The sequence below is a fragment of the Limnobacter parvus genome, from assembly GCF_024623725.1.
GTDB classification, from domain to species: Bacteria; Pseudomonadota; Gammaproteobacteria; order Burkholderiales; family Burkholderiaceae_B; genus Limnobacter; species Limnobacter parvus.
Genome location: NZ_JANKHG010000014.1, coordinates 286046 through 308558 on the forward strand (window position 1 = coordinate 286046; position 22513 = coordinate 308558).

Annotated in this window: 24 protein-coding genes and 1 pseudogene; 12 read left to right on the forward strand and 13 right to left on the reverse strand. The window is 53.0% G+C overall.

What is annotated here, in order from left to right; all coding sequences use genetic code 11:
* Positions 1 to 100 precede the first annotated feature (100 nt).
* The 3 genes from NSP04_RS03640 to NSP04_RS03650 form a co-directional block, all read right to left on the reverse strand.
* The gene (locus NSP04_RS03640) at positions 101 to 517 is read right to left on the reverse strand and encodes a DUF3597 domain-containing protein (protein ID WP_257510973.1); all 417 of its coding nucleotides are present in this window, start codon (positions 515 to 517) and stop codon (positions 101 to 103) included.
* 78 nt (positions 518 to 595) lie between these two features.
* A complete protein-coding gene (locus tag NSP04_RS03645) occupies positions 596 to 1156 on the reverse strand; it encodes a DUF1415 domain-containing protein (RefSeq protein ID WP_257510974.1) in 561 nt (186 codons plus the stop codon).
* 9 nt (positions 1157 to 1165) lie between these two features.
* Positions 1166 to 2557 (reverse strand): phosphomannomutase/phosphoglucomutase, encoded by a 1392-nt coding sequence (locus NSP04_RS03650; protein ID WP_257510975.1) that lies wholly within the window; start codon positions 2555 to 2557, stop codon positions 1166 to 1168.
* 91 nt (positions 2558 to 2648) lie between these two features.
* On the opposite strand from NSP04_RS03650, the gene NSP04_RS03655 reads away from it, so the two are divergent.
* The 3 genes from NSP04_RS03655 to NSP04_RS03665 are packed head-to-tail and all read left to right on the forward strand — an operon-like array spanning position 2649 to position 4395.
* Complete coding sequence (locus NSP04_RS03655; protein ID WP_257510976.1) at positions 2649 to 3503, forward strand: symmetrical bis(5'-nucleosyl)-tetraphosphatase; 855 nt, start codon at positions 2649 to 2651, stop codon at positions 3501 to 3503.
* A 52-nt stretch (positions 3504 to 3555) separates the two neighbouring features.
* Positions 3556 to 3945: a hypothetical protein gene (locus NSP04_RS03660; RefSeq protein ID WP_257510977.1), complete on the forward strand. Its 390-nt coding sequence runs from the start codon at positions 3556 to 3558 to the stop codon at positions 3943 to 3945.
* Positions 3946 to 3966: 21 nt separating this feature from the next.
* Positions 3967 to 4395 carry a hypothetical protein gene (locus NSP04_RS03665; RefSeq protein WP_257510978.1) on the forward strand — a complete coding sequence of 143 codons (429 nt, stop codon included), beginning with the start codon at positions 3967 to 3969 and terminating at the stop codon, positions 4393 to 4395.
* Here the strand turns inward: NSP04_RS03665 and NSP04_RS03670 are convergent.
* From NSP04_RS03670 to NSP04_RS03695, 6 genes and pseudogenes are all read right to left on the reverse strand, one after another.
* Positions 4377 to 5135, reverse strand: coding sequence for a lysophospholipid acyltransferase family protein (locus NSP04_RS03670; RefSeq protein ID WP_257510979.1), 759 nt, complete (start codon positions 5133 to 5135; stop codon positions 4377 to 4379). The genes NSP04_RS03665 and NSP04_RS03670 overlap by 19 nt on opposite strands.
* 20 nt (positions 5136 to 5155) lie before the next feature.
* The gene (locus NSP04_RS03675; protein WP_257510980.1) at positions 5156 to 6472 is read right to left on the reverse strand and encodes a dihydroorotase; all 1317 of its coding nucleotides are present in this window, start codon (positions 6470 to 6472) and stop codon (positions 5156 to 5158) included.
* Positions 6473 to 6518: 46 nt separating this feature from the next.
* A pseudogene (locus NSP04_RS03680) lies at positions 6519 to 7484 on the reverse strand (aspartate carbamoyltransferase catalytic subunit); the annotation flags it as partial.
* A gap of 2 nt (positions 7485 to 7486) precedes the next feature.
* The gene (pyrR, locus tag NSP04_RS03685; RefSeq protein WP_257510982.1) at positions 7487 to 7993 is read right to left on the reverse strand and encodes a bifunctional pyr operon transcriptional regulator/uracil phosphoribosyltransferase PyrR; all 507 of its coding nucleotides are present in this window, start codon (positions 7991 to 7993) and stop codon (positions 7487 to 7489) included.
* Entirely contained in the window at positions 7990 to 8436 is a 447-nt protein-coding gene (ruvX, locus tag NSP04_RS03690; RefSeq protein ID WP_257510983.1) for a Holliday junction resolvase RuvX, read from the reverse strand. The genes pyrR and ruvX overlap by 4 nt, the downstream gene beginning before the upstream one ends.
* Positions 8437 to 8439: 3 nt before the next feature.
* Positions 8440 to 9024: a YqgE/AlgH family protein gene (locus tag NSP04_RS03695; RefSeq protein ID WP_257510984.1), complete on the reverse strand. Its 585-nt coding sequence runs from the start codon at positions 9022 to 9024 to the stop codon at positions 8440 to 8442.
* A gap of 95 nt (positions 9025 to 9119) precedes the next feature.
* On the opposite strand from NSP04_RS03695, the gene NSP04_RS03700 reads away from it, so the two are divergent.
* Both NSP04_RS03700 and NSP04_RS03705 read left to right on the forward strand, forming a co-directional pair.
* Positions 9120 to 10622 carry a cryptochrome/photolyase family protein gene (locus NSP04_RS03700; RefSeq protein WP_257510985.1) on the forward strand — a complete coding sequence of 501 codons (1503 nt, stop codon included), beginning with the start codon at positions 9120 to 9122 and terminating at the stop codon, positions 10620 to 10622.
* Between the two features lie 96 nt (positions 10623 to 10718).
* Positions 10719 to 11120: an MAPEG family protein gene (locus NSP04_RS03705; RefSeq protein WP_257510986.1), complete on the forward strand. Its 402-nt coding sequence runs from the start codon at positions 10719 to 10721 to the stop codon at positions 11118 to 11120.
* Between the two features lie 67 nt (positions 11121 to 11187).
* On the opposite strand, the gene hemL is transcribed toward NSP04_RS03705, so the two are convergent.
* Genes hemL through thiD form a run of 3 tightly spaced genes read right to left on the reverse strand, consistent with a single transcriptional unit; the run spans position 11188 to position 13975 of the window.
* The gene (hemL, locus tag NSP04_RS03710; RefSeq protein ID WP_257510987.1) at positions 11188 to 12483 is read right to left on the reverse strand and encodes a glutamate-1-semialdehyde 2,1-aminomutase; all 1296 of its coding nucleotides are present in this window, start codon (positions 12481 to 12483) and stop codon (positions 11188 to 11190) included.
* Between the two features lie 15 nt (positions 12484 to 12498).
* On the reverse strand, positions 12499 to 13167 hold the full coding sequence (gene thiE, locus NSP04_RS03715) for a thiamine phosphate synthase (protein ID WP_257510988.1): 669 nt from the start codon (positions 13165 to 13167) through the stop codon (positions 12499 to 12501).
* On the reverse strand, positions 13154 to 13975 hold the full coding sequence (thiD, locus tag NSP04_RS03720) for a bifunctional hydroxymethylpyrimidine kinase/phosphomethylpyrimidine kinase (protein WP_257510989.1): 822 nt from the start codon (positions 13973 to 13975) through the stop codon (positions 13154 to 13156). Before thiD ends, thiE begins: the two co-directional genes overlap by 14 nt.
* Positions 13976 to 14067: 92 nt before the next feature.
* On the opposite strand from thiD, the gene NSP04_RS03725 reads away from it, so the two are divergent.
* Together NSP04_RS03725 and NSP04_RS03730 are read left to right on the forward strand one after the other, a co-directional pair.
* Positions 14068 to 14232, forward strand: coding sequence for a rubredoxin (locus NSP04_RS03725; RefSeq protein ID WP_105028229.1), 165 nt, complete (start codon positions 14068 to 14070; stop codon positions 14230 to 14232).
* Positions 14233 to 14250: 18 nt separating this feature from the next.
* Positions 14251 to 15630: a hypothetical protein gene (locus NSP04_RS03730; protein ID WP_257510990.1), complete on the forward strand. Its 1380-nt coding sequence runs from the start codon at positions 14251 to 14253 to the stop codon at positions 15628 to 15630.
* Here NSP04_RS03730 and arsS read toward each other — a convergent pair.
* Positions 15594 to 16550, reverse strand: a complete 957-nt coding sequence (gene arsS, locus NSP04_RS03735) for an arsenosugar biosynthesis radical SAM (seleno)protein ArsS (RefSeq protein WP_257510991.1) — start codon at positions 16548 to 16550, stop codon at positions 15594 to 15596. The two genes, NSP04_RS03730 and arsS, sit on opposite strands and share 37 nt — an antisense overlap.
* 144 nt (positions 16551 to 16694) lie before the next feature.
* Between arsS and thiS the strand changes: the two genes are divergently transcribed.
* The 5 genes from thiS to nadB all read left to right on the forward strand — a co-directional run bounded on the left by thiS (position 16695) and on the right by nadB (position 22266).
* Positions 16695 to 16895, forward strand: a complete 201-nt coding sequence (gene thiS / locus NSP04_RS03740) for a sulfur carrier protein ThiS (protein ID WP_257511216.1) — start codon at positions 16695 to 16697, stop codon at positions 16893 to 16895.
* A 21-nt stretch (positions 16896 to 16916) separates the two neighbouring features.
* Positions 16917 to 17720 (forward strand): thiazole synthase, encoded by an 804-nt coding sequence (locus NSP04_RS03745; RefSeq protein ID WP_257510992.1) that lies wholly within the window; start codon positions 16917 to 16919, stop codon positions 17718 to 17720.
* Positions 17717 to 18421, forward strand: coding sequence for a tRNA (guanosine(46)-N7)-methyltransferase TrmB (gene trmB, locus NSP04_RS03750; RefSeq protein WP_257510993.1), 705 nt, complete (start codon positions 17717 to 17719; stop codon positions 18419 to 18421). The genes NSP04_RS03745 and trmB overlap by 4 nt, the downstream gene beginning before the upstream one ends.
* 117 nt (positions 18422 to 18538) lie before the next feature.
* Positions 18539 to 20545 (forward strand): GGDEF domain-containing phosphodiesterase, encoded by a 2007-nt coding sequence (locus tag NSP04_RS03755; RefSeq protein WP_257510994.1) that lies wholly within the window; start codon positions 18539 to 18541, stop codon positions 20543 to 20545.
* Between the two features lie 104 nt (positions 20546 to 20649).
* Positions 20650 to 22266: an L-aspartate oxidase gene (gene nadB / locus NSP04_RS03760; protein ID WP_257510995.1), complete on the forward strand. Its 1617-nt coding sequence runs from the start codon at positions 20650 to 20652 to the stop codon at positions 22264 to 22266.
* Positions 22267 to 22513: the final 247 nt, after the last annotated feature.

The following is a 22513-nucleotide window of genomic DNA, read 5'->3' on the forward strand; positions in this document are numbered from 1 at the left end:
ACGTTCCTGCGTTTTACAAAAATGACGTATCGATTAGGCAACAAAAACGCGCCCGGGGGCGCGTTTTCGAAACAAGTAAGTCGTGAATTACTCGACCAAGTTAGTCCAGTAAGTCTGCCGGAATATTGCCACCGTTTTCGGCAAGCTTTTGCAGCACTGTTTTATGCAACCACATGTTCATTTGCGCTGAATCGCCCATTTTTTCAGCCGGGCAAGCAAGTTCCGCGGCCAATTCCTTGCGGGCAGTCAAGCTACTGTCCAAGCCCAACAATTTCAACAAATCGACAATCGATACTTTCCAGTTCAACTTTTCAGGATTGGCTTTTGCCATGGCTTCAAGCTTGGCAACCACGTCCACCACCGGAATTGCCTGAGGTGTTGCAGCGGTCGACACCACGGGAGCCGGTGCGCCTTGTGTTGACGCAGTGCTTACCACTGGGGCAGGCGTAGCAGCTGGCGTTGCAGGCTTGTCGTCACCAAGGCCAAGCTTGGATAAAATTTTGCTGAAAAAACTCATAAGGTCTCCCGTTTGTTGGTAAGACTCTTGAACTTAACAGCAAATTGTTAAATTAAGTGACTTCCGCACTTAATTTGATCAACACGGCTTTTGAAGACAGCCCGCCAAAATAGCGCGCAACTTGTCGGCACCTTGTTCATTCATGCATTGAATGTTGCGCTCGGGAATCAGGTCGACATCTGGGTAATTGTCAATCGCCAAGGTCAAGCTGTCTTCACGTAACAGGTGAAGCATGGGGTAAGGTGAGCGATTGGTGTAGTTTTCGGCATCACTGGGCTCAGTGCCGCCAAATTGGTAATCGGGATGAAAGCTGGCGACCTGGTAAATACCTTCCAGGTCCATCTCGACCAAAAGCGCATCGGCCACTTCCAGAAAGTCGTTGTACTGAAAAAAGTCTTGCAACACCTGCGGGTGAATCAGCAGGGTAGTTTCAATCGATTCATTGCTATTCAGCAATGCCAACTCACGAGCCAACTCGTCCAGCAAAACCGCCTCGTTGTTGGCTTTACTCACCACGAAGCGCACGCGATCTTTCACCAGTTCACGTTTGGCAAAGGGGCACAAGTTGAAGGCAACAACCACGTTCTCCACCCAACTGCGGGTGGAGTCAATGATTTGCTGATCAGTCAATGGGCTCATTGGCAACAACTAAAACGGCAACTTCACTTCAGGCGCAACCGCCAGAATGGCTGCCTTGAACTCGCTTTGAATTCGCGCCAGCGCAGCGTCGCTGTCAGCCTCGAAACGCATGACAACCACCGGCGTGGTGTTCGAAGGGCGGGCCAGCCCAAAACCATCTGCGTATTCGGCGCGCACACCATCAATGGTGTTCACCGATTCAGAAGTGGGGAATTTTCCTTCTGCTTGCAAACGCTTCACGATTTCGAAATTCACACCTTCTGCAGTTTGCAATTGCAGTTCAGGCGTGCTTGATGAATTGGGCAATGCGTTCAATTCAGCGCTGGGGTCGCTGCCGCGCGACAAAATTTCAAGCAGGCGAACGCCCGCATACAAGCCATCATCAAAACCAAACCATCGTTCTTTGAAGAACACATGGCCGCTCATTTCGCCGGCCAAGGGTGCGCCGGTCTCTTTCAGCTTGGCTTTAATCAAGGAGTGCCCTGTTTTCCACATCAGTGGTTCACCACCGGCAGCTTTCACTGCTTTGGCCACATGGCGTGTGCACTTTACGTCGTAAATCACAGTGGCGCCAGGGTTGCGCGAAAGCACGTCGCGTGCAAACAAAATAAGCTGGCGGTCGGGGTAAATAATTTCGCCGTCTTTGGTCACCACACCCAGGCGGTCGCCGTCGCCGTCAAAGGCCAAACCGATTTCCGCATCGCCATTTTTCACACAGGCAATCAGGTCTTGCAGGTTTTCAGGGTGTGCGGGGTCTGGGTGGTGATTTGGAAAGTTACCATCCACTTCACAGAACAATTCGGTAACCTCACAACCCAACGCTTCATACAAAATTTTGGTAAATGCGCCAGCCACGCCATTGCCACAATCCACCGCAATTTTCATGGGGCGAGCCAGCTTGATGTGGCCCAGAATGTTGGCCAAGTAGTTCGGCCACACATTCATTTCAGTGTACGAACCACGCTGCACGCCAGGAACCACACCACGCACTGGTTTTTCGTTTTGAATCCACTGCAACAAGCCCTGAATGGTGTCGCCGTACAATGTTTCCCCAGCCACCATCATTTTCAAGCCGTTGTATTGTGGGGGGTTGTGGCTTCCAGTCACTTGCACGCCTGTGCCGTTACCCAGCAAGAAAGTAGCAAAATAAACAAGCGGGGTAGCCACCATGCCCACATCCACCACATTCACACCCGCATCGCGAAATCCATCGGCCAAAGCCCAGCACAGCCGTGGACCGGACAAACGACCATCGCGCCCCACCACCGCTTCGTTTTTACCCCTGCTTAATGCCAATACCCCCAAGGCTCGGCCCACGCAGTAGGCGGCTTCTTCGGTCAGGGTGTCATCGACAATCCCACGAATGTCATAGGCTTTGAAAATGGAAGAAGAGATAGTCATGAGTCAGCACCTGAAATAGTCGAATAGGAAATAGATGGCTGGATAACGTTGCCGCACGCCTAGCGTGTACACGGGCATAATACTACTTTCGATGTTCAGGTTAGATTTCAAGATGGCCAACTATGTGATTGGCGACGTGCAAGGATGCCTTGACTCCCTGCTGAAGTTACTGGAAAAAATCCGGTTCGATGCACAGGCCGATGTGTTGTGGTTTGCCGGCGACCTGGTGAACCGTGGCCCGCGCTCCCTGGACACCCTGCGGTTTATTAAAAACCTTGGCGAGCGCGCCTACACAGTATTGGGTAACCATGACCTGCATTTGCTGGCCCTGTGGTGCAGCAGCGGCCGCACTCATGAAGCAGACACAATCGCCGAAATAGTGAATGCGGCTGACGGCGAAGAACTTGTGAACTGGCTTCGAACCCAGCCTTTGGCCCTGCAGCTTCCTGAATTAAAAAACGCCCTGCTGGCCCACGCCGGAATTCTTTCTGAATGGAGTTTTCAACAAGCGCTTGAATTGTCTGCCGAAGTTCAACGCACTCTGTCTGGTCCAAACTGGAAAGCGTTCATGGCTGAACTGTATGGCAACAAGCCCAACCGCTGGGATAACACCCTTGTTGGGTTCGACCGCCTGCGTTTAGTGGTTAACGTGTTTACCCGCATGCGCATGGTGCGTGATGATGGGAAAATCGATTTCAAGTACAAGCTGGAACCCGCCGACGCGCCGCCCGACTTAAAACCCTGGTTCGACGCGCCCCGTCAGTTTCCCGGCGAAGGTCCGATCATATTTGGGCATTGGTCGACTTTGGGTATGCTGAAGAACAAGGTGGGCTACTGCCTGGACACGGGTTGCGTTTGGGGTGGCCAATTAACAGCACTTCGGCTTGAAGATGAGAAAGTATTTCAAGTGAATGCAGTAGAACCGCCAGCGCCCACCGTACATTAAAAAATAAGTGAAGCGTTAATTGGAACCAGGAATGGTGTGATGGCACTTAATCGTGTCTTATTCACTGATCGGCTGCACCATGAACGTTCAAACACCACCCTCACCCACGCCAACGCCACCTGGTTCGCCTTTGCGACAGCTTTCGACAAACGCGACCACGCCAAACAGGTGGCCAAAGCAGGAAAGCAACCATGCGGGTCAGCCACCACTTGCCCAAGCGGCTGGCGCAATTGCGGCACACCACACGCCTCCAGTCCTGGCATCAATCGCGAACTTGATGATGGGTGTATCGCTGGGCTTGATGGCGGGGGCAACATTGTCAATCATTGAACATGAAGCCGCTGGCACCGCGCTGCCAGAGTCCACCAAACAACAACTATTTGGAAGTCTGTACGCTTTCCTACTTGGCGTCTCAGCTCAATTGGCTCAAAACTTGCGCTGAACGCGCAACCGGATTTCTTTCATGAACACCGCACAACCGTCACCCGCATCTTCCAATTCTGGCAACCCTTTCCCAGAGGCCTACCCAGTTGAGCGCCACACGCACAACACAATCAACATCAACCTCAATAACCCTGTGAACGCATCACAAGAAGCAGCAGTAAGAAATTTCAATATTGTTGTGGGAGGACTGGCCGCCGGTCTTTCTGCAGGGGTGGTTTCAGGAATTATTTACGCAATCGCGGATCCACACAAAGTCGATGCACTCACTTTTCCGGTACGGATACTTGGGGGTGTCGTGGCTGGGCTGTCAGTGGCTTTGGGCTACATTGGCTTTACATCCCAACGCCGGGCCACGCAAACAACTGCAACTGCGCGACCAGTGGTGAACGCCCAAATTGATCATTCGGTGAACATCATGAGAATAGACGCTCAGTGGGCCAATATTTGAGCCTGGCAAATGGTTCGTATACGCTCGTGTGCTTCATCGCTTAGCTCATGACGGGTACGGCCCTCGGTGTTGATGGGCGCGTGAATGTACAGCTGCACCACAAAACCAGTTTTGCTGTTCAGCAGCACCTTGATGTTCTCCAGTATGGTTTGATCGCCAAGGAATGCAGGTTCAGTAGAAAATGACCCGTCAGGTTTGAAGTATTGCAAGCTGACGGGCAGCAAAGGCACGCCAGCCTGAATCGCGGGCTGAACAAAATTGCTGTGAAAGTGCAAAGGGGTGTTGCCTGCCCCGGTGGTACCTTCAGGAAATACGGCCACACAGCGCCCAGTGCCCAACACTTTCACCGCTGCATGAATGACGTCGCGCACAGCGTGGCGCTTGCCCCGTTCAATAAACAAGGTACCGCTTCGCTTTGCGAGCAAACCCCCAATTGGCCATTTTGAAATTTCAGATTTCGCAATAAAGGTAACCGGGTGAATACTGTTGAATGCAAAAATATCCAGCCAGGACACATGGTTGCTGTAGAGCAGACAGGGTTTGTGGATTGAATAATCTGCCTCGGGCTTTTCATACACCACCCGTACCTGCACATTCAGAATCAACAACAGTTGCCCGGCCCAGCATTGCTCGATCATCTCTTTTTGTTTCTTGCCAAGCAAGGGCCAAAGCGTCAAAGCCACGACGAATCCGTACAACAAGTGCACTACCAAGCGGAATACCATCCATGCTTTGCGCATTTTTAATAGCCTTTTTTAAATTAAGCGGCCAGCACTTTCATTTTGCTTTTCTCCAGGCTACTGTAGCCAACATTGCCATTGACCATGGTCAACTGAACTTTACCTTGCATGGGAAAGCCATTGAAAGGCGTGTGCTTGCCTTGACTCATCAGACTTGCTTCACCCACAACCCAGTCCACTTCCGGGTTAAACAGGCACAAATCGGCTGGCATGCCTGTGCGCAAGCTGCCGGCCTGGACTTTGATAATGTCGGCCGGTTTGCTGCAAAGCAACTCAACAATTCGGGCTGGCGGAACGTTTTGTTCGCGCATCCATTTCACCGCGAGCGTTAACAACAATTCAAGCCCGGTGGCGCCCGCTTCACTTTCTGCAAAGGGCAGTAATTTGGCGTCATCGTCCACAGGGGTATGGTCTGAACAAATTGCATCAATGGTGCCATCGAGCAAACCGGCCCGAATAGCGTCGCGGTCGCGTTGCTCGCGCAGGGGCGGAATCAGGTGTGCATTGGGGTCGAAAAAACCAATGTCAAGGTCGGTTAAATGCACATGGTGGATGGCCACGTCACAGGTCACTGGCAAACCCTCGGCCTTGGCTTGGCGAATCAGTTCAATGCCTTTGGCTGAACTGATTCTGCAAATGTGCATCTGGGTACCGGTGGCACGCACCAGTTCGAAATATGCTTGCAAGGCAATGGTTTCAGCCATCACTGGTATGCCACTTAAACCCATGCGTGAAGCATACGCACCCGCATGCGCCACGCCTCCCCGGCTGAAATTGGGTTCTGTGGGCCGAAGAAACACGGTAAAGCCAAAGTTGCGCGCGTACTTCATGGCCTGCAACAACACGCGCAAGTCTTCAACAGGCGATTCCGCTTGGCTAAAACCTACACAACCCGCCTCGGTCAACTCTGCCATTTCGGTCAGGGTTTCGCCTTTCAAACCACTGCTTAGCGCTCCCAAGGGGTACACCTTAGACAAATTCAGTTGGCGTGCCTTGAACTTTAACATTTCAATCAAGCCGGGTTCATCAAGAACCGGTTCAGTGTCTGGAGGGCAGACCAGTGAGGTAATGCCACCAGCCATCGCGGCTTCAAGTTCGCTTTCCAGTGTGGCTCGGTATTCGTAACCGGGTTCACGCAAGCGAGCCGACAAATCCACCAGACCGGGCAACACCCAAAGCCCGGTGGCATCAATGGTTTTACTGGGCGCGAAGTCGGCAGGCATTTCGCCCTTCGGGGCCACGGCCACCACACGGCCTGCGGCCACCGCCACATCCATGATTGCGTCGGCACCAATGCTGGGGTCTATGACACGCCCACCAGAAATCAACACTCGCATTGCTTTTCCTTTGTAAGAAACTTGAGCAGCTTTTTGCGTACCTTTTTTAAGCACCTTTGCTGGCCGAGGCCAGAATGCTCATCACGGCCATTCGCACTGCAATACCGAAAGTAACCTGATTCAAAATCACGCTTTGCGGGCCATCGGCCACTGCAGAATCAATTTCAACACCGCGGTTCATGGGTCCGGGGTGCATCACAATGGCATCGGGTTTGGCATGGCGCAGCTTTTCCTCAGTCAGGCCAAAGTGCTTGAAATATTCCTGGGCAGATGGAATCAGGGCACCCGTCATGCGTTCTTTTTGCAGGCGCAACATGATGATCACATCGCAATCCTTAATGCCTTCCACCAGGTCGTGATAAACGCGCACGCCCATGTTGTCTAGGTGGTTGGGCAGCAAAGTGCTGGGACCCACAGCACGCACTTCCGGGCAACCCAGGGTGGTCAGGGCATGAATGTCAGAACGCGCAACGCGGCTGTGCAGAATGTCGCCCACAATGGCCACGCGCAGCTTGGTGAAATCTTGCTTGTAGTGGCGAATGGTGTACATGTCTAGCAAGGCCTGCGTAGGGTGCGCATGCCGCCCGTCGCCTGCGTTGATCACATGAATGTTGCCACCACTAACCCGGTTCAAGTGCTGGGCCATGAAAGTGGGCGCACCGCTTTCAGAATGGCGCATCACAAACATGTCGGCCGACATGGCCGCCAGGTTGTCGATGGTGTCAATCAGCGACTCACCTTTGCTGGTGGAAGATGAACCGATGTTCAAGTTCACCACATCGGCAGAAAGCCGCTTGGCTGCAATCTCGAAGGTGGTGCGGGTGCGGGTTGAATTCTCGAAAAAAACGTTAAACACTGATTTCCCGCGCAGCAGCGGCACTTGCTTTACTTCGCGATCGGTGACCGACAAAAACGATTCTGCCGTGTCCAGAATGCGGTGGATCATCGCCTTGGGAAGCCCTTCAATGCTCAACAAGTGAATCAGCTCACCTGCGGCGTTCAGTTGAGGGTTATTCAATTTTCTTTTACCTCCAGCTCCAGGCGGAACGCACCTTGATCGTCTTGGGTCAATACAAACGCTTCTTCGGGTTTCAGTGGCCAATGTTTGCCCACATACTGCGCATCCACCGGCAATTCGCGGCCCCCGCGATCAAGCAACACAGCCAGTTCAATTTTTGCAGGGCGGCCAAAATCAAAAAGATGGTTCACAATGGCGCGTGTGGTACGCCCTGTGTACAACACATCGTCGACCAACAAAATGGTGCGGCCTTGTACTTCGAAAGGCACTTCAGCGGGCTTGGGCGCATCTTTTAAGCCGCGCTCGGAAAAATCGTCGCGGTAAAAGGCGCTGTCGAGAAAACCGCAGGGCAAAGTGAAACCCAAATCGACATGCAAACGTTCAGCAATCCAGGCACCACCGCTGTGCACACCAATCAGGCCAAGTTCACTTCGGTCAGGAAACGCCTTGTCGATCTGATCGCGCAGGCGGGCATACAGGGCTTCGGGGTTTGGCAGGCTCATCGCCCCTCCAGAAAAAATTGTTCCAGAATCAGGCAGGCGCTGCCCATGTCGACACGGCCTTTGTTCTCTCGGGCGGCTTTGCCACCCATACAACTCTCCATAATGGCACTGGTGTAACGTTCGTCAACCATGGCGCAGGGCAAAGCGAAACGCCCCTCCAACTGACGGGCAAACCTTTCACAGCGCGCGGTCAACTCATTTTCTGCACCATCGGGTTGGCGGGGTACCCCTACCACCAGGCCTTCGGGCTGCCATTCCTTCACCAAACTTTCAATTTTGGCAAAACGCTGATCGTCGTTTTGTGCTTCAACCACTGCCACGCCGCTGGCGGTTTTGGTCAGAGAATTCCCAAAAGCCACTCCAATCCGCTTTAGACCAAAATCAAAGGCAAGGTACTGGGTGGGCCTGGGCGATTGCATGGGTTTTTGCGAGGGCTTTTCCATGGGTCAGGCGTGCCCCGCTGCGCCAGTCATCAGAGTGGGGTCAATGCCCAACAAGGCGTAGGCGCGGGAAAAACGTTCCTCAAGTGGCGTGTCAAATAAAATTTCATGGTTGGCGGGTACGGTGAGCCAGGCGTTTTGCGCCAGCTCTTCTTCAAGCTGGCCTTCGCCCCAACCGGCATAACCCAATGTAATCAACCACTTGCCTGGCGCTTCACCCCGGGCCACGGCTTCAAGAATGTCTCGAGAAGTGGTCAGGGAAAGTTCATCGTTCACTTTCAGCGATGAATTCCAGTCCAAGGGTTGAGTGTGCAGAACAAAGCCTCGTTCACTGGCCACCGGGCCACCCATCATCACCGGGAAGTGGGTTGGCAAGTTTGCCTCAACATCCAGATCAATTTTTTCAAGCAGGCTTTGAATGTCCAGGTCGGTGGGGCGATTAATCACCAGGCCCATGGCACCTTTGCCGGAATGTTCACACAGATACACCACGGAGCCCGCAAAACTGGGGTCGAGCATGTTCGGCATGGCGATCAACAACTGACCGGACAGGCTAAATTCATTGGGTGTGGAAATTTCGGTCTCGCTCATGCCAAAATTGTAATGCCTTTTGACTGTGTGAAATCGGGTAGGCGTTCCTCTACCCGCCTTTAGCGCACAGACCAACCCAAATTTAAGCTGTTTCCATGCCTGCATCACTTCTTGAAAATCACCCATTGTCGACTCAACCCAAACCGGGCCAATACGCCAAAGGCTTGATGTGGTTTCGCCGCGACCTGCGCACACACGACAATGCAGCCTTGTTTTACGCACTGAAACACTGCGAGCAAGTACATTGTGTATTCGTGTACGACAAAACCATTCTGGACCAGCTTGCCAACAAAGCCGACCGGCGGGTGGAGTTTATTTGGGAAAGCTGCATGGCCTTGAAAAAGAAACTGCAAGGCTTTGGAGGCGACCTGCACATGGTGTACGACAAAGCAGAAAAAGCCATTCCGGAATTGGCTACAAAACTGGGCGTGCAAGCCGTGTTCACCAACAAAGACTACGAGCCCGCAGCCATCGACCGCGACATCACCGTGGGCAAGACGCTGCAAGGCAATGACGTGGCTTTATTTCGGTTCAAAGACCAAGCCATTTTTGAAGAAGATGAAGTGCTGACCCAGGCAGGTAAATTTTTCAGCGTATTCACGCCCTTTAAAAATGCCTGCCTTAAAAAACTGGATGAATTCCACTTAACACCCTACCCCAGTGAAGCCCGTCTTGGTGCTTTGGCCCAAGAATCCAAGCTGCCCGTCCCTGATCTTGAAGACATGGGCTTTAAACGCACGAATTTACTGGATATGATCAAGCCCGGTGAGGAAGGCGCGCTAGATGCATTTGACGATTTTCTGAACCGCATCGACAAGTATAAAGTTGCGCGTGATTTTCCGGCCGTGAAAGGCGTGAGCTACCTGAGCGTGCACAACCGCTTCGGCACTATTTCAGTTCGCAGGCTGGCCAAAGCCGCTTACGACCGATTCAAACTGGACGGCAGCGAAGGCGCGATGGGTTGGTTGAATGAGCTGATTTGGCGCGACTTTTATTTTCAGATTATTTACCACCGCCCCGATGCAGCGGAAAAAGCCTTCAAGCCCGAGTACGACCAAATTCGCTGGGACGATGATGAAAAAGCGCAACAGCTTTTCAAGGCCTGGTGTGAAGGTAAAACCGGCTACCCTCTGGTGGACGCCGCCCAGCGACAGCTGAACCAAACCGGCTTTCAACACAACAGGCTGCGCATGGTAACCGCCAGTTTTTTGACCAAAGACCTTGGCATCGATTGGCGCTGGGGCGAGCGTTATTTCGCTGAACAGTTGAATGACTTTGATCTGTCTGCCAACAACGGCGGCTGGCAGTGGGCGGCATCCACAGGCTGCGATGCCCAACCCTACTTCCGGATTTTCAACCCCTACAGCCAATCGGAAAAATTCGATGCGGAGGGCAAGTTTATTCGCAAGTACTGCCCTGAATTGGCCAAGCTTTCCAACAAGCACATTCACAACCCGGCCGAATGCCCGCCGTTCGAATTACAAATGGCCGATGTGGTTCTAGGCGAAACCTACCCAAGACCCGTGGTTGAACACGATGTAGCTCGAAAGAAAACGCTGGAACGGTATGCGGTGGTGAAGAAAGAGAAGAATGACTGATTTTGTCCGAACTTATGATGGTCAGCGCGAGCAGCTTCACCCATAATCAGCGGTGAAATTTCTGGTACGCAAACCAATAATAAGGAGACAAAAACAATGAATGCTTACACCACTGTATTGCTTTACGCCGGATGGATTCTGGTTTTGGCGTTGTTCTACGCCCTACCCCGTGTACCCCAAGCCCTTTTGGGCCAAAAACGGATCGACAGCTGGGAACGCGGCAAGGAATCCACCGACCCGATGTTTTTGCAGCGTGCAAAATCAGCGCACTTGAACTGCCTTGAAAACTTCCCGGTTTTTGCTGCCGTTGTTGCGATTGCAGGCCTGATGGGTCAGGTAGAGGCAATCAGTGCCGTTGCAGTGTTTGTGCTGTACGCCCGTATTGCACAAAGCGTGTCTCATATTCTGGGCACGTCGTTTATTTTGGTGATGTTGCGTGCCACCTTCTTCCTGCTTCAAGTGTTCATTACTTTGTACATGGTGTATCTGCTGCTCTGATCAATCAAACTTAACCAGACAGAAAAATGCCGGTTAATCAAATCGGCATTTTTCTGCACCAAACACCCTATTTAATCGCCGCGAACGATCGGTCAATCGCCACCTTGGTGGCTTCAATGACCGCATCGTCGTGCGTCACTGAAACAAAACCAGCCTCGTATGCCGAAGGCGCAAGGTAAACCCCCGCATCCAGCATGGCGTGGAAAAACTTGTTGAACCGGTCTCGATTCGATGCGCTCACTTCAGCAAAACTGGTGGGCACTTTTTCGCTGAAATAAATACCAAACATGCCACCTATGCTGTCAGCACAAAAGGTTTCGCCGTGGGCATAGGCCATTTGGTTAAATGCCTCCACCAGCTTGCGGGTTTGGGTTTCCAGCCTTTCGTAAAAGCCTTCCTGCTTTAGCAAACACAGGGTGGTTAAACCGGCAGCCACGGCAACCGGGTTGCCGCTCAGCGTGCCGGCTTGGTACACGGGGCCAAGTGGGGCAATGCAAGCCATGATGTCTTTGCGGCCACCGAATGCGCCCATGGGCATGCCACCGCCAATAATTTTGCCCAAGGTGGTCAGGTCGGGCGTAATACCGTACACACCCTGCACGCCCTGTGGACCCACACGGAAGCCTGTCATCACTTCATCGAATATCAACACAGCGCCGTGCTGGGTGCACAACGCGCGCAGCGTATTCAAAAATTCATGGGTGGGCCGAATCAGGTTCATGTTGCCAGCCACCGGTTCGACGATCACGCAGGCAATGCTGCTGCCACTGGCTTTGAACAACTCGTGCAGTTGCTCCACATTGTTGTAGTCCAGCACACGGGTGTGTTTGGCAAAGTCCTCAGGCACACCAGCTGAAGTGGGGTTACCAAAAGTCAGCAGGCCTGAACCAGCTTTCACCAAAAGGCTGTCCGCATGGCCGTGGTAGCAGCCTTCGAATTTCACAATGGTGTCGCGGCCAGTAAAGCCGCGAGCAAGGCGAATTGCGCTCATGGTGGCTTCCGTGCCTGAACTGACCAAACGAACCTGTTCCATCGATGGCAGCATTTCGCACAAGGTTTCAGCCATCACAATTTCGCCCTCGGTTGGGGCACCAAAACTTAAGCCACCAACAGCGGCATCTTGCACGGCCTTGATCACTTCCGGGTGAGCGTGACCCAGCACCGCAGGCCCCCAGGAACCAATGTAGTCAATGTAACGCTTGTCATCAGCATCCCACACATGAGGGCCATTGGCACGCTTGAAAAACCGCGGCGTACCACCCACTGAACGAAATGCGCGCACAGGCGAATTCACGCCACCGGGAATTGTTCTTTGCGCACGTTCAAACAGCACTTCGTTCTGGCTCACTTCTTTACCACTCATTCTTAAGACTCCGAATTATTGACTGCATCCATTCACTGCATCCACCCACTGCTGCGCCACACTGCAAACCTGCACTGCATTGGGTTCCATTCCAAACAAACCATTCACCACTGCCACTGCGTGGGCACCAGCTTTCATCAATTCAGGCACACGGTCGATTGTTATTCCACCAATCGCCACTGTGGGCACATTCAAAGCGCGCGCCTTGGAAAACAGATCCAGTTCGGCGCGCACCGCATTGGGCTTGGTGCCGCTGGGGTACATGGCGCCGAAAGCCACGTAGCTGGCGCCTGCCTGCACGGCGTTCTCGGCCAGTTCAAACTGATTGTAACAAGAAGCACCCACCACCCACTTGGCGCCCAAGCGGCTTCGCGCCTGTGCAATGGCTTCATCGGTTTTGCCCAAATGCACGCCTGCAATCGCTGCGCCTGTGAATTTCGGAAATTCGCTGGCAGGCACATCATTCAAAATCAAGGTTGCGTCATACTTCTCGCACAGCGCATTCAGCTGCCCGACAAATTCGATCAGCTCATCTTCATCCCAATTCTTCTGACGACACTGAAAAAGCTGAACACCACCTTCCAGCGCAGCGGCCACGCAATCCACAATTGCATCAGGGCTCCAAATTGCCGATCGTTCAGGCGTAATGGCGTACACACCACGAATTAAATTATTCGTCGCCATCGTCTACTTCTTCTTCACCCAGATGCTGCATCAGGTGCATGCGGTCTGGAATCAACTGCCCCTGGCCCACAGCGAACCCATAATTCAAGGCCTGCCAGGTGTATTCCAGCGCAAGTTCAACAGCTTCCAGCACACTCAAGCCCTGCCCCAGGCCCACTGCGCAGGCACTGGCCAGCGTGCAACCTGAACCATGGTATTGCCCGGGCAAACGTTCACAAGGAAACTCCACCACTTTCTGACCCGCTACATACAGGCGGTTGACCACAGCATCTGATTCCATGTGCTGGCCTTTCAGCAACACGGCCTTGCAACCCATCTGCAACAGGCGCTCACCTGCCTCGTCCACGGTTGAAGCACCCGTGAAGGCTTGCGCCTCGGGCCAGTTCGGGGTTAACAAATCCACCACCGGGAACAGCTCATTTCTGTAACAGTCGAACAAAGCCTGCCCGCCAAAGGCATCGCCGCGGCCTGAAGCCCGGACCGGGTCAACCACCAGCGGTACGCCCGGCCACAGGGCCTTGGTTTTCAACACGGCTGCTACAGCCGCGGTACTGCCCAACACGCCTGTTTTAATTGCACTGGGGGCAATGCTGTCGTCGAGCAACACTTGCAACTGGTCATCAATCCAGCTGGATGAACAGGCTTCAAAGCGCTTAACACCTACCGTGTTTTGTGCGGTTAAGCCAGTAAGCACGGTCAATGGGTGCGCACCCAGTGCGGCGATGGTTAGCGCATCGGCCTGCAGGCCTGCGCCAGAAGTGGGGTCTGATGCTGAAAATGTCAGCACCAAAGGTACGGTCTGTGTCATTCAAAACCCAAAAAAGACTAGCGACCTTGGTTGCTGGCCGCCAACCTAGTATTATCCACCGGTTGCAATTTTTTTTCTGGAAGTAGCTCAGAATGAACACTTGGATTTGTTTGATTTGCGGTTGGGTTTACGATGAAGCAGCGGGTTTGCCCGAAGAAGGCATTGCCCCCGGCACCAAATGGGAAGACGTTCCGCCAAACTGGGTTTGCCCGGAATGCGGCGCCCGCAAAGAAGACTTTGAGATGACTCAAGTCTAAAACCGACCTTCTGGATCAATGACCGAACAGCAAGCCGACCCCGCCACAGCGTTTGAAGACCACGCCCCAACGCCGGTCAGGCCCAGGTTTGTTCGGCAATTGGGCCAGTTTTCGCTCGGGCTGCTTGTTGCAGCTGCATTGCTATTTCTGGGCGGCTTGTACGCTCAAAGCCAGTCAAGTGGCAATCGAAATACCCAGTTGTCTCAAATCAACTTGGTTGAAGGTCGCATTCAACAAGAACTTTTGGCTTTGAATGGCCCTGCTGTGGATTCCGTTCAGCCTTTGGCATTGAAAGCTTTACTTAGCCTGGGGCAGCAGGTCAGCCAACAAAACAAAGGCATTCAGTGGTTTGGTGGCCTGCACAATCAAAACCTGCAAGTGCTGCTGACCCAATCCATTGAAGCCTTGTCGCGCCCGGTGGCCGGGGTGAATTTAAACGAAGACACTCAACGCCAACTTGAAGCGCAACTGCGACTTGATGCGCTGCCCAAACTCGCCCAGCTTAAACTTCACATCGCCCAATCCACCAACGGTTATTTGGTGCTGTTGTTCGGCCTTGCAACTTTGCTCGCCCTAATTGGTTTTGTGCTGGGTATTCAATGGAACACCCACCGCAAAACCCTGGCACTGAATCGCCGCATTCAAATGCTAAGCCGTGCTTTGCACAGCCAACAGCAAAACGATCAAAAACGTGAAGGCGCGCATGCCGCGCTTGAGGGCGTGCTGAAAGCATTGAACAGCAACCAGCAACTAGAGCACCGGGGCACGCTGATGCAAATCGGCCAGCAGCTTGAAGAGTTGAATCAAAGCGGCCGGGCAGTGCTGCAGTTTGCGAAATCGTTTCATCAATTGTCGAACCAGGGCACGCAGGTGGTGAAGTCAACACTGAACAGCGAGCAGCGCAATGCCAGGGCTGAAAGCCACATGGAGACAGTGCAAGCCCAGCTTGAAGGTTTGCGTTCAGACATACGAAGTGCTGCCCAGGGCCTGCGCAAGGCTGGCGAGGTAAGCCGCCAGTTGCTGGGCAGGCTAGATTCATCGCAAATGGAATTGACACTGACTGAACCAGAAAACAGCCGCCAGCTTCAACAGTTGGTGGAGCAAAGCCAGCAAGCTTTGAAAGAATCGATTGAGGGCTTGGTTCTCGCCAGCCAGAAAATAAACATGGGCCAGCATGAATCAAACAAACTGGCCGAGTACATGGCGGTGAATCAAACCGCGTGGTCTAACCTGCTAAGCCAGGTTGAGCAAGTGGCAGAATCTGCTTCCAAGGAATCTGAAAGTGCCTTGAGGCTGGCCAAGCGCCTGATGAACAAAGGTCAACAAAACCCGTTGACCTTGGCTGGTGAGCGCCCGGTTGATCAGGCCGCCAAAGCACCGCCACAACTGCTGCCCTGACCCGCGGTACAGCCGTAGCAATGGTCACCCACCACGACTTCAATTGAATCAAGCGCGGTTTGCGTTAAATCAGCAAGCGTCAATGCCCTGCCCTGCGCATCGCGAACTGGCCAACCCAGTTGCTGGTTGAAATCGCAATCGTAAAGTTTGCCTTCATAATCAATCGACACCAAACTGCGGCACATTACCGCAGCCAGGTTGCTTTCACGGTAAGCACCTTTCAAGGTGTTCATGTAGGTCTCGAACGTGCCCTTGCTAATCAAAGTGCTGCCAAAACGCGCAATCGGCATGTTGGTGATCGTCACCAAACCGGTGAAGCGAATGCCAAACTTCTCGAACAGCACCGCTTTGTAATCGGCTTCCAGCGCTTCTTGCGGGGGCGGCAGAGCTGGGCCTTGCGGGTTAAACACCAAGGTTAAACGCAGCTTGTCGCCATAACCCAGTGCATTCAGCTTTTGCAGGCCAGCGATGCTGGCATCAAATACACCCTTGCCGCGCTGTTTGTCCACATTGTCTTCCAGGTAACAGGGCAAGGATGCAAAAATTTCAACTTCGTTGTCAGCCAAAAACTGCGCCAGGTCTTCATAGCCAGGTTCGCTCAAAATGGTCAGGTTACAGCGGTCAATCACATGCACACCGGCCTTGCGGGCCGCCACCACCAAGCGCTTGAAGCGCGGGTTCATTTCAGGTGCACCACCAGTCAAATCCAGTTGTTTCACCCAGCCCTGATTCATCAATGCGATTAGTTGGTCGATCTGTTCATCTTGCATCAACTCGGTGCGGTTCGGCCCCGCATTCACATGGCAATGCGTACAACTCTGGTTGCACAGGTAACCCAGGTTCACCTGAATGGTTTCCAGGTTCAGCCGCTTCACGGTGGGGAAAGTGGTACTTTTTAACAAATGAACTACTGAGTGCATGTAGGCTCCGGTTTCTGTGCGCCGCGCGGGTATTTCGTTTTCAGATAATGAGAGAATCGAGGCTCACAAAGAACCTCAACGCGAAATGTTTATCGCGTTAATCGATAGTATCAAACTTACAGAAGCTCATTCGCTCAAGTCATGATCCAAGTTACAGTCAACGGTGAAAATCGTGAAATGCCCGAAAACAGTACCGTGGCCCACTTGGTGGAAACCTTGTCGCTGACCGGCAAACGAATCGCCGTGGAACTGAATGGCGAAATTGTGCCCAAAAGTCAGCACCCCACCACCCAGCTTCCTGCAGGGGCCAGCCTTGAAATCGTGGTCGCCGTGGGCGGCGGCTAAACAATCTGGAGCAGTACCAAGATGCAAAACACCAACGACACCTGGAAAGTAGGCAACCGTGAATTCACCAGCCGCCTGCTGGTGGGTACTGGTAAATACGCCAGCCTGGATGAAACGCGCGAGGCCATCACCGAAAGCGGCGCCGAAATTGTGACTGTGGCCATACGCCGCACCAACATTGGCCAGAATGCCGGTGAAGCCAGCCTGCTTGATTACATTCCCCCCAGCAAATTCACCTACCTGCCCAATTCAGCCGGGTGCTACACCGCCAAAGATGCTGTACGTACATTGCGCCTGGGCCGCGAACTGCTGGATGGGCACAACCTTTGCAAGCTTGAAGTGCTGGGCGACCCCACCAACTTATACCCCGACATGGAAGAAACCCTGATTGCCGCCAAAGAACTGGTGGCCGATGGTTTCGATGTGATGGTGTATTGTTCCGACGACCCAATCTATGCCCGCAAGTTGGAAGATGTGGGTTGTTTGGCCATCATGCCGTTGGCCTCGCTCATTGGTTCAGGCATGGGCATCTTGAACCCCTGGAACATCAATTTGATTCTGGAAAAAGCCCAGGTACCGGTGATTGTAGACGCGGGCGTGGGCACAGCCTCTGATGCAGCCATCGCCATGGAACTGGGTTGTGCAGGCGTGTTGATGAACACCGCCATTGCCAAAGCACAAAACCCGGTGCAAATGGCACGCGCCATGCGTTTGGCCACACAGGCAGGTCGGGAAGCCTTTCTTGCAGGTAGAATGCCGAAAAAGTTTTACACGGCCAGCCCCTCTTCCCCCGTGGAAGGCGTAATTTCCTCCAGTTCAAAATGACAGACCAAACCCCAGACAATCCGTTTCGCGACCAGCACATCAAAAGTTTTGTGAAACGGCGGGGGCATATTTCACGCGCCCAGGAAAGGGCTGTTGAAGAAGGCATGCCCAAGTGGGGCATCGTCTACAATTCGCACATGCAAATTAACTTCGACCAGCAATGGGGCACCACAGGCCAGCCCAACTGGCTTGAAATTGGCTTCGGCATGGGCGAAACCACCGCCAAAATTGCCAAGGCGCACCCACAGGTGAACTACTTGGGCGTAGAAATATACACCGCAGGCGTGGGCTCGCTAATCAAGTTGATCGAAGAAGATGGCATACCCAACGTCCGCATTATTTCCCACGATGTGGTTGACGTGCTTCGCGACATGATTCCGGACAACAGCTTGGACAAAGTGCTGCTGTATTTCCCCGACCCCTGGCGCAAAGCCCGCCACCACAAGCGCAGGTTGATTCAGCCCGAATTTGTGGCCAAACTGGCCAAGAAAATGAAACCGGGTGGTGTGCTTCATTGCGCCACCGACTGGGAAAACTACGCCCACCACATGCACGATGTGCTTAGTGTTGCACCCGACTGGCAAAACCTGGCCGACACACCCTTCGCCCCCCGCCCAGATGATCGTCCACTCACAAAGTTCGAAAACCGGGGTCTGAAATTGGGCCATGGCGTGTGGGACCTTCTGTACAGGGTGCGCTAAGCGAAGCGGCGCAAACACGGCACAAACGCAGCACAAACGGCCCACCCCTCTTGCGGTATGCCGAAAACAGGGTGATTTTGATTTAATGGTGCCTAACCCCGGTAACCTGGTAGCGGCATGCATTCAGCGCAAGACAATGGACTACTGCGTGCCCTGTCCAGCAGTGGCACAAGAATCTCGCTAAGAACCCGCACTTTGCTGGTCAGCCTTGTTGCGCTTGTCATTCTGGCAATTTGCCTATTCGCGATACTGAATCACCAATACGCAATTCAGCATACCGAACATGTCGAGCAATTGCTGCGCAGCAAAGCTCAGGCTATCGGACATGCTCTTGATTCTCGAGAACAGGCCAACAGAATCCAATCGCTCCCCGTGTATTTCCATCAAGGGGACATCGACACCGCCCAAACAACCTTGCATTGGCCAAACAACTGCTCGGCCATCGACCGGAAGTCACCTTCGGGAATCAGGCAATTTAACTGCCCGAATGAAACTGATCTGTATGCCCTCCAGACAGAAATGACACTTGGAGGATCGGTTCCGCAACAAGTCACCTTGTGGGCAATAAGCACGTCCGAGATATCCGCTTTTGCGATAAGCCTTGAAGATGCGCTGGGCATGGCCATTCTTGTGTTGGTAATCAGCGTACTGTGCAGCCGATGGATAAGCCGGGCGATCACGAAACCTTTAACTGACATCAACACCATTGCTGAACACATGTCCGCTGGAAACTACGATTGCCAACTACCCTCCAGTTCGATTCGAGAAATCAACCAGCTAGCCAGCACATTCAACTTAATGGCCAAAAATTTGCAGGAACGCGAGAAAATCATTCGCCGTACCGCCTACAAGGACCAACTGACGGGGCTGGACAATCGTGCATTTTTGACCTTGGCCCTTCACGAACGAACCCAATCCGCGCGTGAGCCTTTGTCAATCGTCATCTGGGGAATCGACAATCTCGACAACATCAATGAAGTTCTAGGCCATGAAGTTGCCGACAAAGTGCTTGTGAAAGTAGCAAGAAAAGCGAGTCGAATCTGCCGTGAGAACTTGGTTATCGCCAGACTAGAGGGCAATGTGTTTTGTATGTTGCTTCCGCGCATATTGCTTGAAAACATGATCAGCAAGCACACAATCAAACGCTTGATGCATGGTTCACTTCGAGTACACAACTATCAACTCGACATTCAAAGCCATGCGGGCATTGCCCACTATCCAGAACATGGTCAATGCCACGAAACCCTGATGCGCAGAGCAGAAATTGCTCGCCAACTTGCCAAAAAAACCAGGCAGGCCAGCATTGTGTTTGAACCCCGCCTTGAACAGCGCTCGGCCAACCGTTTGGAACTGATTGCTCAATTGCGCAAGGCCATCAACGAAAATGAGTTTTGCCTGCACTTTCAACCCAAACTGAATCTGAGAACCAACAGCATTAACCAGGCCGAAGCGCTTTTGCGCTGGAACCACCCGACTCATGGATTGATTGGCCCTGGCGGCTTCATTGAACTGGCCGAACAAACCGGCATGATCAAAGAAATTTCACGAATCGTGTTGACGCAAATTTATTCCATCATTGGCTTGTGTGCAAACCAGAATATTCGTTTGTCCGCCAATCTGTCAGCCATGGACCTTGAAGACAACGGGCTCATTGAGTTCATCAAACACCTGCATGCCAGGCAACCGGATGCGTCCCGCCACATTGTGCTGGAAATTACAGAAAGCGCGGCCATGCGCGATCCAGAGCAAGCCCTCGACATTCTGAATCAATTGGCCAGCATGAATTTTCAAATTGCCGTGGATGACTTTGGCAGCGGTTACTCCTCACTGGCTTACTTGAAACGATTCCCGGTCACCGAATTAAAAATCGACCGCGCATTGGTTCAGGGCGCGGACATGGACACCGATGGCCAGATCATTCTTGAATCCACCATCGAAATGGGCCACATCATGGGCTTGCTGGTCACCACGGAAGGCGTTGAAACTCAAGCTGAATTCGACCTGGTCAAAAAACTGGGGGCGGACTACGTTCAGGGTTTTTGGCTTTCAAAACCGATGCCCTTCGAGGAATTCAAATTGAAACACCTGGTTGGCAATCACGACCAACTTGTAGGACAACTCTAGGCGCAGCAAATTGCGCATCAATTTTGTACAAGCTTTCCCAGAGAAGCCCCCGCTTCGTTATGATGTCGAAATGACAATTCACACAAAGTAGCATCGCCGTGAAAATGAAACAGTTTGACGTGGCCATAATAGGCAGCGGCTTGGCAGGCCTTACCACCGCCCTTCAGTTGGCCGACAAATTAAAAGTGGCGATTATCTGCAAACGTTCGGTATCCGACTCCGCAAGCCGATGGGCACAAGGTGGAATTGCTGCTGTGCGAGACCCAGCAGACAGCGTTGAAGAACACGTGCAAGACACCTTGGTGGCAGGCGGGGGGTTATGTGAACGCGATGCAGTGCAGTTCATTCTTGAGAATGCATCAAGATCCATCGACTGGCTGGTTGAACAGGGCGTACCGTTTTCTCGGGAAGACGAAGAAGGCCCAAGCAACACGGAACCCAATGGCTTTCACCTGACTCGCGAAGGCGGTCACAGCCGCAGGCGAATTCTGCATGTGGCCGACGCCACGGGCGACGCTGTACAAACCACACTGGAAGCCAAGGCCCGCAACCACCCCAACATCGAGCTGTTCGAACACCACATGGTGATCGACCTGATTACCGGCGACCGCTTAAGCGAAAAGAAAGCCGGCATTCTGGGGGCTTATATTCTGGACGAACAGTCGCAACGCGTTCTGACACTTACCTGTCCGTACATTGTGTTGGCCTGCGGAGGCGCAGGCAAGGTGTACAACTACACCACCAACCCCGACACCGCCACAGGCGACGGCATAGCGATGGCCTGGCGCGCTGGCTGCCGAATTTCCAATATGGAGTTCATTCAGTTTCACCCGACCTGCCTGTACCACCCCTATGCAAAAAGCTTTCTGATTACAGAGGCAGTGCGCGGTGAAGGTGGTGTGTTGAAGCTGCCCGATGGCACCCGCTTCATGCCGGAACATGATGAACGCGCGGAACTTGCCCCCCGCGATGTGGTGGCCCGCGCAATCGACTTTGAAATGAAAAAACGGGGTCTGGATTGTGTTTATCTGGACATCAGCCATGAACCCGCAGAGAAGCTCAAGAAGCACTTTCCGACCATTTACAAACGCTGTCTTGAACTAGGCATTGACATCACCAAACAAGGTATACCTGTGGTGCCCGCCGCGCACTACACTTGCGGTGGCGTAGTGACTGACCACAACGCCCGCACAGACATTCCTGGCCTGTACGCCGTGGGTGAAACAGCCTATACCGGACTGCATGGTGCCAACCGTTTGGCCAGTAACAGCCTGCTGGAATGCGTGGTATTGGGCCAAGCTGCGGCAAACCATATTTTGACCAAACCACACCGTGAAACCATGGGCCTGCCGGATTGGGATGAAAGCCGCGTGACCGACCCGGATGAAGAAGTGGTGATTTCCCACAACTGGGCCGAATTACGCCAAACCATGTGGAACTACGTGGGCATTGTGCGAACCGACAAACGGCTGGAGCGGGCACAACACCGTATTCAATTGTTGCGCGGAGAGATTCTGGAGTTCTACAGCAACTTCCGCGTAAGCCGCGATTTGCTGGAATTGCGTAATTTGGTGGATGTGGCCGACCTGATTGTGACCAGCGCATTAAGCCGCAAGGAAAGCCGTGGATTGCATTTCAGTTCTGATTACCCAGGTACCTTGCCCAAGGCATTTCCTACGGTGTTGCAACGACCGAAAAAAAGTAAGTCAGGATCAGCGTGAGGGTTGATTAGTCGCCCACGGGTTTTAGAAAGCCCAAATCAGCGCGAGTCCAAATCACTCGCCGTCGCTGGAAGTGTTAAACCAACTCGGCAGTGGGTTTGCTTGTCCCGCACTTCAAGAAAACCGCCCCGTTTGAGTTTATTCGCAGCGGTCGGCCACAAGCCGACACCGAATCAGGCCGTCTGTTTTGCCTGATTCGGTGAGCAAGAATATATTCAAAAAGGGATTAAGCGGTTTTCAGTGCGAA